Genomic DNA, 14,153 nt, shown 5'->3' with positions numbered 1-14,153 from the left:
CTGCCGATGAAGGCACCAATGTTGATGGTGAATCACAGTTAACCAGAAACAAAAATGCCGGTAGCTTTCGCCCCCGGCATTTTCCAGACAGAGAGTAAACTATTCCACTTCACGGGCGTCGATACGCAGTTCTTTCGGGACTTCGAAGACGATATTCTCTTCGCGTCCTTCCAGTGGAACTGCTTCGCCACCGCCCAACTCCTGCAGACGGACAATCACGTTCTGCACCAGAATATCCGGCGCGGAAGCGCCTGCGGTAACGCCGACGCAGGCCGCATTTTTCACCCACGCTTCCTGAATGTCCGTTGCATCGTCAATCAGGAATGCTGCTTTCCCCATACGCTGCGCAAGCTCGGCCAGGCGGTTGGAGTTAGAGGAGTTCTTCGAGCCAACAACCAGCACCACATCCGCCTGTTCAGCCAGTGCACGCACCGCTTCCTGACGATTAGTGGTCGCGTAGCAGATGTCATCTTTACGCGGCCCGACGATTTTCGGGAAACGCTGACGCAGGGCGTCAATCACGTCAGAGGTATCGTCCACGGAGAGCGTCGTCTGGGTCATAAACGACAGACGGGCTTCGTTTTTCACATTCAGCGTCAGGACATCTTCCGGTGACTCAACCAGATACATGCCCCCTTCCGGGTTGCTGTACTGGCCCATGGTGCCTTCAACTTCCGGATGACCCGCGTGGCCAATCAGAATCGACTCTTCACCACGACGGCTGGCACGCGCCACTTCCATATGCACCTTTGTCACTAAAGGACAGGTGGCATCAAACACCGTCAAATCGCGGCTTTTCGCTTCGTTACGCACTGCCTGAGAAACGCCATGCGCGGAGAAAATCAGGATCGCACCATCCGGCACTTCGCTAATCTGCTCGATAAAGATGGCACCGCGCTCGCGCAGGCTGTCGACCACATAGCGGTTATGCACTACTTCGTGACGCACATAAATCGGCGCGCCGTAGATCTCCAGCGCGTTTTCAACAATGCTGATAGCGCGGTCTACACCGGCGCAGAAGCCGCGCGGGTTAGCCAACAGGATCTGCATTTCAGGCCTCCAGTACTGGGTCAATCTCCAGCACTTCAATATCAAAATGGACGGTGCGCCCGGCAAGTGGATGGTTGAAGTCAACGGTGATGGAGTCGCCGTTGATTTCGCGGATCACGCCAGGCATTTCGCTGCCATCCATAGCGGTAAAGAGCATAATCGCCCCGATTTCCGGCTCGCCCGCATCCATAAACTCGCGGCGCGAGAAATACTGGATCAGATCCGGGCTTGGCACGCCAAACGCGGCATCCGGCTCCAGTGAAAACGCCTTTTTCTCACCCTCTTTCAAACCAAGAAGCTGTTGTTCAAGACCTTCAGACAGGGAGGTATCGCCAAGACGAAACAGGGCTGGTTTGCCGTTATTGCGGGTGGATTCAGCGGTAGAGCCATCATCCAGTTTCAGCGTGAAGTGAACGAGAACCGCGCTGTTGCTCTGTACGGATTTAGACATGCAAATTGCTCGCTTGTTTTGCCCGGTGGCACTACACCACCGGGCGAGTGTGTTACGCCTGCTCTTTCGCGGCCGAGTTAGGCAAGAAGCCTTCCAGCACGATTAACGCCGCACCGATGCAAATTGCGCTATCGGCGAGGTTAAAGGTCGCGAAGTGCCAGTCGCCGACGTAGAAGTCGATCATATCGACCACAAAGCCGTGCCACAGGCGGTCAAACAGGTTGCCCAGTGCGCCGCCAATGATCAGTGCGTAGGCAATGTTATTCAGCTTTTGCGTTGCCTTCGAACGGTACATCAGCACCGCCAGCACCACGCAGATACCGATCGCGATACCTGCAAAGAACCAGCGCTGCCAGCCACCGCTGTCAGCAAGGAAACTAAACGCCGCACCGTAGTTGCGTGCATAGTGCAGGTTAAGCGACGGGAACAGTGAAACCGTCTCCCCCAGAGCAAAATTCTGGAGGATCAGGAACTTGCTGCCCAGATCAATAATCAGCACCACCACAACCAGCCACAGCCAGCGCAGTCCTGTTGAACAGAGAGTTTTACTCATCAGGCAAACTTACGTTTTTCGCCGTCTCCGGCGACGTTGCTTACACAGCGTCCGCAGATATCTGCGTGTTCCGCCACCTTGCCGACATCAGTGGTGTAGTGCCAGCAGCGCGGGCATTTCTCACCGTCGGCTTTGCTCAGCGCGACTTTCAGTCCTTTGAGCAGTTCGCTCTGCTGAGCATCAGCAGAAGCGTCGGCATAATCCGCAACTTTCGCACCAGAGGTCAACAGGACAAATCGCAATTCATCGCCCAGCGCCGTCAGTTTTGCCGCCAGCTCAGGTTCTGCGTACAGAGTCACTGTCGCTTCCAGAGAGCCACCGACTTTCTTATCCGCACGTGCCTGCTCGATAACCTTGTTCACTTCGCCACGCACTTTCAGCAGCTCGTCCCAGAAGGCATCGTTCATCGCTTCGGTGCTGGAGAGATCGAACAGACCTTCGTACCACTCGCCGGTGAAGACATACTTCTCACGGTTGCCTGGCAGGTAGCCCCAGATTTCATCTGCGGTGAAGGACATGATCGGCGCCATCCAGCGCACCAGCGCTTCTGCGATGTGGAACAGCGCGGTCTGGCAGCTACGACGCGCCACGCTGTCCGCTTTCGCGGTGTACTGGCGGTCTTTGATGATGTCGAGGTAGAACGAGCCCATCTCGATGGAGCAGAAACGCATCAGGCGCTGCACCACTTCGTGGAAGTCGTAAGACTCATAGGCTTTCAGGATATCTTCCTGTGCCGCTTTCGCACAGCCTACCGCCCAGCGATCCAGAACCACCATCTCTTCCGGTTTCACCATGTCTTTCACTGGATCAAAACCGTTCAGGTTCGCCAGCAGGAAGCGCGCGGTGTTACGGATACGACGATAGCTGTCGGCAGCACGTTTCAGGATCTCATCAGACACCGCCATTTCGCCGGTGTAGTCGGTCGAAGCCACCCACAGACGCAGGATATCCGCGCCCAGTTTATTCATCACGTCCTGCGGAGAAACGGTGTTACCGATAGACTTGGACATCTTACGGCCCTGACCATCCACGGTGAAACCGTGGGTCAGTACCTGGCGGTAAGGGGCTTTGCCTTTCATAGCGGTAGAGATCATCAGAGATGACATGAACCAGCCACGGTGTTGGTCAGAACCTTCCAGATACATGTCGGCAGCGTGACCGGCAAATTCCGGGCGTACGTCAACGACTGAGGAGTGGGTAGACCCGGAGTCGAACCACACGTCCAGGGTATCCGGCACTTTCTCGTAGTTGTCTGCGTCAGCGCCCAGGATGTCGCGGGAATCGAGATCCCACCACGCCTGAATACCGTCAACTTCGACGCGCTTCGCCACTTCTTCCATCAGTTCCAGGGTGTTCGGGTGCAGTTCCTGCGTCTCTTTATGCACGAACAGAGACATTGGCACGCCCCAGGTACGCTGGCGGGAGATACACCAGTCAGGGCGGTTAGCGACCATGGATTCGATACGCGCCTGGCCCCAGTCCGGGATCCACTGCACGCCTTTGATCTCTTTCAGAGACTGCGCGCGCAGGCCTTTCTGATCCATGCTCACGAACCACTGCGGGGTCGCACGGAAGATGATCGGCGACTTGTGACGCCAGCAGCACGGATAGCTGTGCTGCATTTTTTCAACGTGCAGCAGCGCGCCGCTGGTGCGCAGCATATCGACGATGATGTCGTTCGCCTTAAAGACGTTGATACCGTCCAGCGCCGGGTAGGTGCCAGGCAGGTATGAGCCGTCCGGACCAACCGGGTTGGCGATTTCCAGGCCGTATTTCAGGCTGATGTTGTAGTCGTCAGGACCGTGACCACCGGCGGTATGCACCGCACCGGTACCCGCGTCCAGCGTGACGTGGTCGCCCAGGATCGCCGGAACATCGAAGTCCAGGAACGGGTGTTTGAAGCGCATCAGCTCCAGCGCGTCGCCTTTCACGGTGCCCAGCACGGTATAGTTGGCGATATTCGCGCGTTTCAGCACGCTTTCAACCAGGTCTTTCGCCAGGATAACCGCCTGACCGTCAATCTGCACCAGTGCGTATTCGAACTCACCTGACAGGGAGATCGCGCGGTTGGCAGGCAGCGTCCACGGCGTGGTGGTCCAGATAACCAGAGAGACCGGACCGTTAACGGACGACACGCCAAATTTAGCTTTCACCGCATCCTGATCTACCGCGTGGAACGCCACGTCGATAGACGGAGAGGTTTTGTCGTAATACTCAACTTCCGCTTCTGCCAGCGCAGAACGGCAGTCCACGCACCAGTGCACCGGCTTCGCGCCTTTGTGCAGGTGGCCGTTACCGATGATTTTGCCCAGCGCACGGATGATGTTGGCTTCAGTTTTGAAGTCCATGGTCAGGTATGGGTGTGACCAGTCGCCCAGCACGCCCAGACGGATAAAGTCAGCACGCTGACCGTCAACCTGAGTGGCTGCATATTCGCGGCATTTCGCGCGGAACTCTGCGGCGGTGAACTTCTCACCTGGCTTGCCAAACTCTTGCTCAACTTTCAGCTCGATTGGCAGACCGTGGCAGTCCCAGCCCGGAACGTAAGGCGAGTCATATCCCGCGAGTCCTTTGGACTTCACGATAATGTCTTTCAGAATCTTGTTTACAGAGTGACCAATATGAATGCTGCCATTCGCATATGGAGGGCCATCATGCAGAATGAAGGTTTTTTTGCCTTTTTTGGCTGCACGAATGATGCCGTACAGGTCATCATCAGTCCAACGCGCCAGCATTCCCGGTTCACGCTTGGCGAGATCGCCGCGCATCGGGAACCCTGTTTCCGGCAAATTCAGGGTTGATTTATAGTCACTCATCAGATTCTCGGTTCCGTATTTATCACGTAGGCATTTAAGCCGGGTTCAAAGCCCAAAAAACTCGCGGGCCGTCAATTCATCTCGCGCAATCTGCGCTTTTAGTTCATCCAGCGAAGCAAATCGCTGCTCGTTGCGTATTTTTTTACGCAGTATCACATCTATATGGCGACCATAAAGGTCCATTACAACATCCAGCAGGTGCACTTCTAACTGTTGACGCACACCCGCGACAGTTGGACGCGTGCCAATGTTAGCGACGCCGTAAAACGGCTTATCGCCCAGTCCAGCCACTTCCACCGCATAGACCCCTTTAACCGGGGAAACCTGACGACGCAGCGGTATATTCGCCGTCGGGAAACCAATAGTGCGGCCGAGCGCATCACCATGAACGACACGACCTGAGATGGTGAACGGATGTCCCAGCAGGGTTTCTGCCGTATCCAGTTCATCATCTGCCAGTGCCTGGCGTACCGCCGTGCTGCTGACGCGAATGCCACCTTCACAGAAGGTCATCGCGCTCGTGACGTCAAAACCGTACTCCAGACCAGCCTTCTGTAATAGCAAGAAATCGCCCTGACGACCAGCGCCAAAGCGGAAATCATCCCCCACAGCAAGAAACTGCACGCCAAGACGCTCAACCAGCAGGTCACTGACGAAACTTTGTGCTGTCAGTGCGGCAAAGCGACGATCGAAACGTACACACAATACGTAGTCCACACCGGACTCTGCCAGGTAGCGCAACTTCTCGCGCAGGCGAGTGAGACGGGCGGGAGATTTATCGCCCGCAAACAGCTCCAGCGGCTGCGGTTCGAAAATCATCACTACGACAGGTAGGCCACGGGCCTCCCCTTCTTTACGCAATCCCTGCAACAGCGCCTGATGACCACGATGCACGCCGTCGAAATTACCAATGGTCAGCACGCACCCGTGCGGTGCTCTGCTGAGATTATGTATGCCGCGTATCAGCTTCATGTCTGGCTCAAAACAGTGAAAATCGCCAAAGTATACCTTGTACGGCGGTTAAGGTTAACCGGCGATTGTTCGCGCAAAACAGAAAGCCGTAATGATTTCATCAGGCTGACCTTTCGCAGCGAAAAAATCTGCTCGTGAACTGCGATTTTTATGCCGAAAGGCTGTATTCAGGGAACACAAGCTGGTAGAATCCTGCGCCATCACTACGTAACGTAGCGTCGCTAATTAACGGCGCTTATTTGCACAAATCCATTGACAAAAGAAGGCAAAGAGGGCATATTCCTCGGCCTTTGAATTGTCCACATAGATCATATTTGGGAGTTGGACTTGGCTAATATCAAATCAGCTAAGAAACGTGCCGTTCAGTCTGAAAAGGCTCGTAAGCACAACGCAAGCCGTCGCTCTATGATGCGTACTTTCATCAAGAAAGTATACGCAGCAATCGAAGCAGGCGACAAAGCTGCAGCGCAGAACGCATTTAACGAAATGCAACCAATCGTGGATCGTCAGGCTGCTAAAGGTCTGATCCACAAAAACAAAGCAGCGCGTCATAAAGCAAACCTGACCGCGCAGATCAACAAACTGGCTTAATCGCTACTTGTTGTTGCTTGTTTAAAGAACCCGCTTAACGCGGGTTTTTTTATGCCTTCAGATTGCCGGTGGCGTAAACAGCGCCGAGTAGTCGCGGTTACAGATTCGCTGTACCGCCGGGTGCTGAATCATCCTTTCGGCAAATATGGCGTGATACTCCTCCATCACGTTATCCACTCTGCCTATCTCCGTAATCTTGTCGTCCGAATAGAGATCGTGCGCGTACAGCGTCGGCGCAACGAAGATCGCATTGTGGGCTTCGCCAAAGGCTTTCATCAGAGCCGCATCATCGAACTCACCGAGGATTTCTACCTTTAGCCCCTGCGAGTTAAACCAGTTCAGCAGCTTGCGCCCGAGCATTGAGCGCCTTCCCGGCACCAGCAGGTGGCGCTCTTCAAGGCACGCGGGGAACGGTTTTTCCGGCGGCGGGTTAATGCACCAGAAGCTGACGCCGCATTCGCCAATTTTCACTGAGAACAGCCCTTCCTGCTGCGTGGAGTCAATCGGGCAATCCGAGATAATCATGTCCAGCTTATGCTGACTTAACTGCTCCAGCAGCATCTCGTGAGTAGATTCAAAGCAGCGCAGGTGGATTTGCTCATCTTGAACCACAGCCGCATCCAGCACGCCGCTCACCAGCCGTTTTGACAGCGCATCGGCCACACCGACATCAAAGAGCAGGTTAGACTCTTTGCGGTAGTTAACGATATCCAGCATCTCCTGGCTCAGGGTAAACATTTTGTCTGCGTAACGGAACACCAGCTCGCCCAGTTCGCTGGGCTCAATCCCACGGCCCTTACGCTTGAACAGCTTGCCCTGCAGTCGTTCTTCCAGCGCCTTGATTTGCCCGGTGATGGTTTGTGGTGTCAGGTAGAGCGCCTCTGCGGCCCCCACGACCGAGCCCTGTTTGTAGACGTGCCAGAAGTAGTAAAGATGGTTGTAATTCAAATGAGACATTGCGTTTTCGCTCCCTGATAGCGTGTCGGGAGAAGGCTCCCCTCCTCCCGGTTTTCCGTTATGCCTGGACGACCTGTCCGGACAACTTCACCTTCAACAAGGTATAACCGATCACTGCGGCCAGCAATGACCCGATAAGAATGCCCAGTTTAGCCCAGACGATAAGCTCCGGCGCATGCGTACCAAATGCCAGCGTCGAGATAAAAATCGACATCGTAAACCCGATTCCACACAGCACACCTACGGCCATTATCTGCTTAAACGTGGTGCCGTGTGGCAATGATGCCATCTTCAGCTTTAGCGCCAGCCAGCAGAAGAGGCTAATCCCCAGCGGCTTACCGATAAACAGCCCGGCAATAATGCCCAGAGGCAGCACGGACGTCAGCCCGTCAAGCGTCACACCGCCCAGGGAAACGCCCGCGTTGGCAAATGCGAACAGTGGCAGGATCATAAAGGCTACCCACGGGTGCAGTACATGTTCCAGCTGTTTGGCAGGCGACTTGCCGTCCTGCGGTTTAAGCGGCACGAAGAAGCCGACGATCACACCTGCCAGCGTGGCGTGCACGCCCGATTTCAGCACCGCCGTCCACAGCACCATCCCCACGAGGATGTAGATACCAATGCGACGCACATTGAAGATGTTCAACAGCGCCAGCACTGCAATTGCCCCAGCCGCCACGCTCAGCGACAGGATCGACAGCTCGCTGGTATAGAACAGCGCGATAATCACAATAGCGCCCAAATCATCAATAATTGCCAGCGCCATCAGGAAGATCTTCAGTGCCACCGGCACACGACTTCCCAACAAGGCCAGCACCCCGAGCGCAAACGCGATATCCGTTGCCGCCGGGATCGCCCAGCCATGACGCGCAAGGGGGTCCTGCCAGGTAAATGCCAGGAAGAGCAACGCCGGAACCACCATCCCACCGATGGCGGCAATCACCGGAAACGCTGCACGCTGGCGGCTGGCAAGTGAACCCAGCACCAGCTCGCGTTTAACTTCAAGCCCCACCAGGAGGAAGAACACAGCCATCAGTGCATCGTTGATCCACAGCAACATGTTCTTGTTAATTTCCAGCGCCCCGACCTTCAGCTCGACGGGCGTTTCCAGAAATGCGTGGTATAGATCGCGGGTAACCCCCAGGTTAGCCAGCACCATCGCAGCCGCAGCGGCAATAATCAGGATCACGCCACCGGACGCTTCACTGCTAAAGAAACGGTGTAGTAATTTCACTTTAATTCTCTCTTTTACAACAATACCTCGATAAAACCATAATACCAAGCCATATAGCTCGGCAAAAACAGATTAATATTGAGTATAGATTCAGTTTTACCGAGCAATCTCTACAAAAAGAAAAAGCCCGGAATTGCTTCCAGGCTTTTGCAGATGAAGGCCAGCTAACGAATTAGCGAGTCAAATCATCGAAGAATTTTTTGACGCCATCAAAGAAGCTTTTGGAACGCGGGCTGTTCTTCTCACCCGTTGGGCCGCCAAAGCTCTCCTGAAGCTCTTTCAGCAGCTGCTTCTGCTTGTCGTTCAGGCCAACCGGCGTTTCCACGACGACGCGGCACAGCAGGTCGCCCTGAGCACCACCACGAACGGATTTAACGCCTTTCCCGCGCATGCGGAACAGCTTACCGGTCTGGGTTTCACCTGGGATCTTCAGATTGACGCGACCATCCAGCGTCGGGACTTCGATTTCACCACCGAGTGCCGCCATCGCGAAGTTGATCGGCACTTCGCAATACAGGTTGTTACCTTCACGCTCGAAGATGGCGTGCTGTTTAACCTGCACCTGAACATACAGATCGCCTGCCGGTGCGCCGTGTTCCCCAGCTTCACCTTCACCCGCCAGACGGATGCGGTCGCCCGTATCGACGCCAGCCGGAATTTTAACGGACAGGGTCTTGGTTTTCTCAACGCGACCGTGGCCGTGGCATTTGGTGCACGGATCTTTAATCAGCGTACCGCGACCGTGACAGTGAGGACAGGCCTGCTGTACTGCGAAGAAACCCTGTCGCATCTGTACCTGGCCTGAACCGTGACAGGTTGGACAGGTCTGCGGTTGGGTCCCCGCTTTTGCGCCACTGCCGTGGCAAACGTCACACTCTTCCAGCGTCGGGATACGGATCTCTTTGGTGACACCGCGAACGGCCTCTTCCAGCGTCAGTTCCATGTTGTAGCGCAGGTCCGCGCCGCGCGTTGCGCGCTGACGACCACGGCCACCGCCGAAGATGTCGCCGAATACATCACCAAAGATATCGCTGAAGTCAGCACTGCCGCCAAAGCCGCCGCCACCGAATCCACCGCCGCCCATGCCGCCCTGTTCAAAGGCTGCGTGACCATACTGGTCATAGGCTGCACGTTTTTGTGCATCGGTCAGGACTTCGTAGGCTTCTTTGATCTCTTTAAATTTGGCTTCAGCCTCTTTGTCACCCTGGTTACGGTCCGGGTGGAATTTCATGGCCAGGCGCTTATACGCCTTTTTGATTTCACGCTCTTCCGCAGTTTTCGGAACGCCTAAAATCTCGTAATAGTCTTGCTTTGCCATTGGTTTTTTTAAGCCCCTTAACATGCGAGCACGGGCGTGGAGAGTTCTCCTACGCCCGTGCCGATTAATTACCCTGCATCAGGGCGATTATTTTTTATCTTTAACTTCTTCGAACTCAGCGTCGACAACGTCGTCGTCTTTCGCGTTGTTCGCCGAAGCGTCAGCGCCCGCCTGCTGTTGAGCGTGCTGCTGCTGAGCGATTTCCATCAGCTTTTGAGAAGCCTGCGCCAGTTCCTGCATCTTCGCTTCGATGTCCGCTTTATCTTCACCTTTCAGTGAGGATTCCAGCGCGCTCAGTGCAGCTTCGATAGCAGTCTTGTCTTCCGCTGGCAGTTTATCGCCTGCTTCTTCAACCTGCTTACGGGTGCTGTGCAGCAGATGGTCACCCTGGTTACGGGTCTGAACCAGCTCTTCGAACTTACGGTCGGACTCAGCGTTAGCTTCTGCATCGCGAACCATTTTTTCGATTTCCGCTTCGTTCAGGCCAGAAGATGCCTTGATGGTGATCTTCTGCTCTTTACCGCTGTTTTTGTCTTTCGCAGACACGTGCAGGATACCGTCAGCATCAATATCGAAGGTGACTTCGATCTGTGGCATGCCACGTGGTGCCGGGTTGATACCATCCAGGTTGAACTGACCCAGAGACTTGTTATCCGCCGCACGTTTACGCTCACCCTGAATCACATGGATGGTTACCGCAGACTGGTTGTCTTCAGCGGTAGAGAACACCTGGCTGTGTTTCGTCGGGATGGTGGTGTTTTTGTTGATGAGCGCAGTCATCACACCGCCCATGGTTTCGATACCCAGAGACAGCGGGGTAACGTCCAGCAGCAGTACGTCTTTCACTTCACCAGTCAGTACACCACCCTGAACCGCTGCACCGATAGCAACAGCTTCGTCCGGGTTCACGTCTTTACGTGGCTCTTTACCAAAGAACTCAGCCACTTTCTTCTGAACCATTGGCATACGTGTCTGACCACCCACCAGGATAACGTCCTGGATGTCAGATACAGACAGGCCAGCGTCCTGCAGAGCAACTTTCAGTGGCTCAATGGAACGGTTCACCAGGTCTTCTACCAGGCTTTCCAGTTTCGCACGGGTCACTTTGATGTTCATGTGTTTAGGACCGGTCGCGTCTGCAGTGATGTACGGCAGGTTCACGTCGGTCTGCTGAGCGGAAGACAGTTCAATCTTCGCTTTCTCAGCGGCTTCTTTCAGGCGCTGCATGGCCAGCGGGTCGTTACGCAGGTCAATGCCCTGATCTTTCTTGAACTCGTCAACGAGGTAGTTGATCAGACGGGTATCGAAGTCTTCACCACCCAGGTGGGTATCACCGTTGGTTGCCAGAACTTCGAAGGTTTTTTCGCCGTCAACTTCGTCGATTTCGATAATAGAGATATCGAAGGTACCACCACCCAGGTCGTAAACCGCGATAGTGCGGTTGCCAACTTCTTTATCCAGACCGTAAGCCAGTGCAGCCGCGGTTGGTTCGTTGATGATACGTTTTACTTCCAGACCTGCGATACGGCCAGCATCTTTGGTTGCCTGACGCTGAGCATCGTTGAAGTATGCAGGAACGGTGATAACAGCTTCAGTTACCGGCTCACCCAGGTAATCTTCCGCGGTTTTCTTCATTTTTTTCAGCACTTCAGCAGAGATCTGCGGCGGTGCCGTTTTGGTGCCTTTCACATCAAGCCATGCATCGCCGTTATCTGCTGCGATGATTTTGTAAGGCATGATAGAGACGTCACGCTGAACTTCTTCGTCCTGGAAGCGGCGGCCAATCAGGCGTTTAATCGCAAACAGGGTGTTTTGCGGGTTTGTCACTGCCTGACGTTTAGCCGGCTGACCAACCAGAGTTTCACCATCCTGGGTATAAGCAATGATAGAAGGCGTGGTGCGATCGCCCTCGGCGTTCTCCAGCACGCGTGCAGTAGTGCCATCCATAATCGCTACACAAGAGTTGGTAGTACCCAGGTCGATACCAATAATTTTACCCATCTAAACGTCTCCACTAAAAATTCAGTCAACATGTGGTTGTGTACCTGTAATAAGGGCAGAACGTGCTTTTTCAACTGCCCAGATTTGATTTTTTTCAGGTCCACACACTGCGGTTGACTACAAGATGGGGTCGCCACAGCATCCATCAAGGGGGAAGGATAAAAAAAATTTTAATTTCACCCTGATGAGATCATAGACGCCATCGATTGCGCCCATTATGATGCCGCGCCCCGTCAGGGAGTATTGACGCGGGATTCACCATTTCACCATATTAATGATGATTTTTTTGAGGACTTATGGGCAACACTAAGTTGGCTAATCCGGCTCCGCTGGGCCTGATGGGTTTTGGCATGACCACTATCCTGCTGAACCTTCACAATATCGGGATGTTCCCGATGGATGGCATCATCCTGGCGATGGGCATTTTTTACGGCGGCATCGCGCAAATTTTCGCGGGCCTGCTGGAATATAAGAAAGGTAATACCTTCGGCTTAACCGCCTTCACCTCTTACGGCTCTTTCTGGCTGACCCTGGTTGCCATTCTGCTGATGCCTAAAATGGGTCTGGCAGATGCGGCAAACGCCCACTTCCTGGGCGTTTACCTGGGTCTGTGGGGTGTCTTCACCCTGTTCATGTTCTTCGGTACCCTGAAAGGTAACCGCGCGCTGCAGTTCGTCTTCCTGAGCCTGACCGTACTGTTCGCTCTGCTGGCGATCGGTCACCTGGTGGATAACGAAGGCATCGTTCACGTTGCCGGCTGGATTGGCCTGGTATGTGGCGCGAGCGCTATCTACCTGGCAATGGGCGAAGTGCTGAACGAGCAGTTTGACCGCACCATTCTACCGATTGGTGAAAAACACTGATCCCTCTGTCGTGCCTGCCTCGCGGGCACGACACTCCCACCCTTTGCGAAGCCAGACCCCTAACACCAGCCCCATCAGCGAGAGCGCGAGAACGTACCAGGCTGGAGCCATCGGCGATATCCCCATCAGCATGGTGACGGCAATCGGTGTTAGCCCACCAAAAATGGCATACGACACGTTGTAAGAAAAAGAGATACCGGTGAAACGAACCTCTGGCGGGAACGCACGCACCATCACATACGGCACCGCCCCCACAACACCGACGCACAGCCCGACTACGCCGTACAGCAGGAACAGTTGCTCCGGGTGGCTGCCCGCCAGATGGTAGAACGCCCAGCTTGATGCTGCCAGCAGCAGACTGCCGACGATAAAGGTCCGGCTCGCGCCAAAACGATCAACAGCAAGGCCAGCCGCCAGACAGCCAAAACAGAGCATAATGGTCGCAATACTGTTTGCCTGCAGGGTGACTGCTGGGGCGAAACCGTACTGTTTTTGCAGCCAGACCGGCGACATCAGGATCACGACGACGATACCCGCCGACAGCAGCCAGGTCAGCAGCATCGACACCACCACCGCACTTCTGTGACGGACCACCACCGCCTTCACCGGTAACTCCTGGGCCAGTGCCTTACGCTGCTGCATCTCAAGGAAAATCGGCGTCTCCTGCAACCAGCGGCGCAGGTACATCGCCACCAGACCAAAGGCCCCGCCCAGCAGGAACGGAAGACGCCAGCCCCAGTCGTGCACGGCCTGTTGCGTCATATGGGTATTCACGAGAGTTGCAACGACCGAGCCCAGCAGGATGCCGATGGTCAGGCCCGCCGTTAAGGTTCCACAGGCGATACCAATGCGACGCGCCGGAACATGCTCCGCCACAAACACCCACGCGCCTGGCACTTCACCGCCAATTGCAGCCCCCTGAAGAACGCGCATAAGCAACAGCAATAGCGGGGCAACAAGGCCCATTGAGGCATAGGTAGGCAGCAGGCCTATGGCAAGCGTAGGTACAGCCATCAGCAAAATACTGAGGGTAAACATCTTCTTACGCCCAACCAGATCGCCAAAGTGCGCCATAACAATGCCACCCAACGGACGAGCCAGATACCCTGCGGCAAAAATGCCGAAGGTTTGTACCTGGCGCAGCCATTCCGGGATATCTGCCGGGAAGAAGAGCTCCCCCACCACGGCGGCGAAGAAGACGAAGATGATGAAGTCGTAAAACTCCAGCGCGCCTCCCAGAGCAGCGAGCGTGAGGGTTTTGTAGTCCTGTCGATTCAGAGGTCGGGTGTTATGTGACATAGCGAACCATTATGCGTGTGTTGTGGATTTATTTTTACAGCAAACGTA

Annotated in this window: 12 protein-coding genes and 1 pseudogene; 2 read left to right on the top strand and 11 right to left on the bottom strand. The window is 54.8% G+C overall.

The window, feature by feature from the left end; translation table 11 throughout:
• Positions 1-99: 99 nt before the first annotated feature.
• The 6 genes and pseudogenes from ispH to JGF26_RS22435 form a co-directional block, all read right to left on the bottom strand.
• Positions 100-1,050, bottom strand: coding sequence for a 4-hydroxy-3-methylbut-2-enyl diphosphate reductase (gene ispH, locus JGF26_RS14885; RefSeq protein WP_014882496.1), 951 nt, complete (start codon positions 1,048-1,050; stop codon positions 100-102).
• 1 nt (position 1,051) lies between these two features.
• Entirely contained in the window at positions 1,052-1,501 is a 450-nt protein-coding gene (fkpB, locus tag JGF26_RS14880; RefSeq protein ID WP_013095528.1) for an FKBP-type peptidyl-prolyl cis-trans isomerase, read from the bottom strand.
• Between the two features lie 52 nt (positions 1,502-1,553).
• Positions 1,554-2,054, bottom strand: a complete 501-nt coding sequence (lspA, locus tag JGF26_RS14875; RefSeq protein WP_028016633.1) for a signal peptidase II — start codon at positions 2,052-2,054, stop codon at positions 1,554-1,556.
• The gene (gene ileS / locus JGF26_RS14870) at positions 2,054-4,870 is read right to left on the bottom strand and encodes an isoleucine--tRNA ligase (protein ID WP_134708276.1); all 2,817 of its coding nucleotides are present in this window, start codon (positions 4,868-4,870) and stop codon (positions 2,054-2,056) included. Before ileS ends, lspA begins: the two co-directional genes overlap by 1 nt.
• A 45-nt stretch (positions 4,871-4,915) precedes the next feature.
• Positions 4,916-5,842 (bottom strand): bifunctional riboflavin kinase/FAD synthetase, encoded by a 927-nt coding sequence (ribF, locus tag JGF26_RS14865; RefSeq protein WP_028016631.1) that lies wholly within the window; start codon positions 5,840-5,842, stop codon positions 4,916-4,918.
• Between the two features lie 7 nt (positions 5,843-5,849).
• Positions 5,850-6,068 (bottom strand): annotated as a pseudogene (locus tag JGF26_RS22435) (DUF2575 domain-containing protein).
• A 101-nt stretch (positions 6,069-6,169) separates the two neighbouring features.
• Here JGF26_RS22435 and rpsT point away from each other — a divergent pair.
• The gene (rpsT, locus tag JGF26_RS14860; protein ID WP_003856458.1) at positions 6,170-6,433 is read left to right on the top strand and encodes a 30S ribosomal protein S20; all 264 of its coding nucleotides are present in this window, start codon (positions 6,170-6,172) and stop codon (positions 6,431-6,433) included.
• A gap of 57 nt (positions 6,434-6,490) precedes the next feature.
• Here the strand turns inward: rpsT and nhaR are convergent, their stop codons facing one another.
• The 4 genes from nhaR to dnaK all read right to left on the bottom strand — a co-directional run bounded on the left by nhaR (position 6,491) and on the right by dnaK (position 11,943).
• Positions 6,491-7,390 carry a transcriptional activator NhaR gene (gene nhaR, locus JGF26_RS14855; protein ID WP_134708275.1) on the bottom strand — a complete coding sequence of 300 codons (900 nt, stop codon included), beginning with the start codon at positions 7,388-7,390 and terminating at the stop codon, positions 6,491-6,493.
• 58 nt (positions 7,391-7,448) lie between these two features.
• A complete protein-coding gene (nhaA, locus tag JGF26_RS14850; protein WP_134708274.1) occupies positions 7,449-8,624 on the bottom strand; it encodes a Na+/H+ antiporter NhaA in 1,176 nt (391 codons plus the stop codon).
• Positions 8,625-8,796: 172 nt separating this feature from the next.
• A complete protein-coding gene (gene dnaJ / locus JGF26_RS14845; protein ID WP_134708273.1) occupies positions 8,797-9,942 on the bottom strand; it encodes a molecular chaperone DnaJ in 1,146 nt (381 codons plus the stop codon).
• An 87-nt stretch (positions 9,943-10,029) separates the two neighbouring features.
• Entirely contained in the window at positions 10,030-11,943 is a 1,914-nt protein-coding gene (dnaK, locus tag JGF26_RS14840) for a molecular chaperone DnaK (protein ID WP_023310346.1), read from the bottom strand.
• A gap of 296 nt (positions 11,944-12,239) precedes the next feature.
• Here dnaK and satP point away from each other — a divergent pair, with 296 nt between their 5' ends.
• Positions 12,240-12,806, top strand: a complete 567-nt coding sequence (gene satP / locus JGF26_RS14835; protein WP_028016626.1) for an acetate uptake transporter — start codon at positions 12,240-12,242, stop codon at positions 12,804-12,806.
• On the opposite strand, the gene JGF26_RS14830 is transcribed toward satP, so the two are convergent.
• Entirely contained in the window at positions 12,783-14,105 is a 1,323-nt protein-coding gene (locus JGF26_RS14830) for an MFS transporter (RefSeq protein WP_028016625.1), read from the bottom strand. The genes satP and JGF26_RS14830 overlap by 24 nt on opposite strands.
• Positions 14,106-14,153 lie beyond the last annotated feature (48 nt).

It is taken from the genome of Enterobacter sp. E1 (assembly GCF_016809815.1).
Lineage (GTDB): Bacteria > Pseudomonadota > Gammaproteobacteria > Enterobacterales > Enterobacteriaceae > Enterobacter > Enterobacter adelaidei.
Note: the sequence above shows the minus strand (reverse complement) of the source record. Positions and strands in the feature narration are given on the sequence as shown.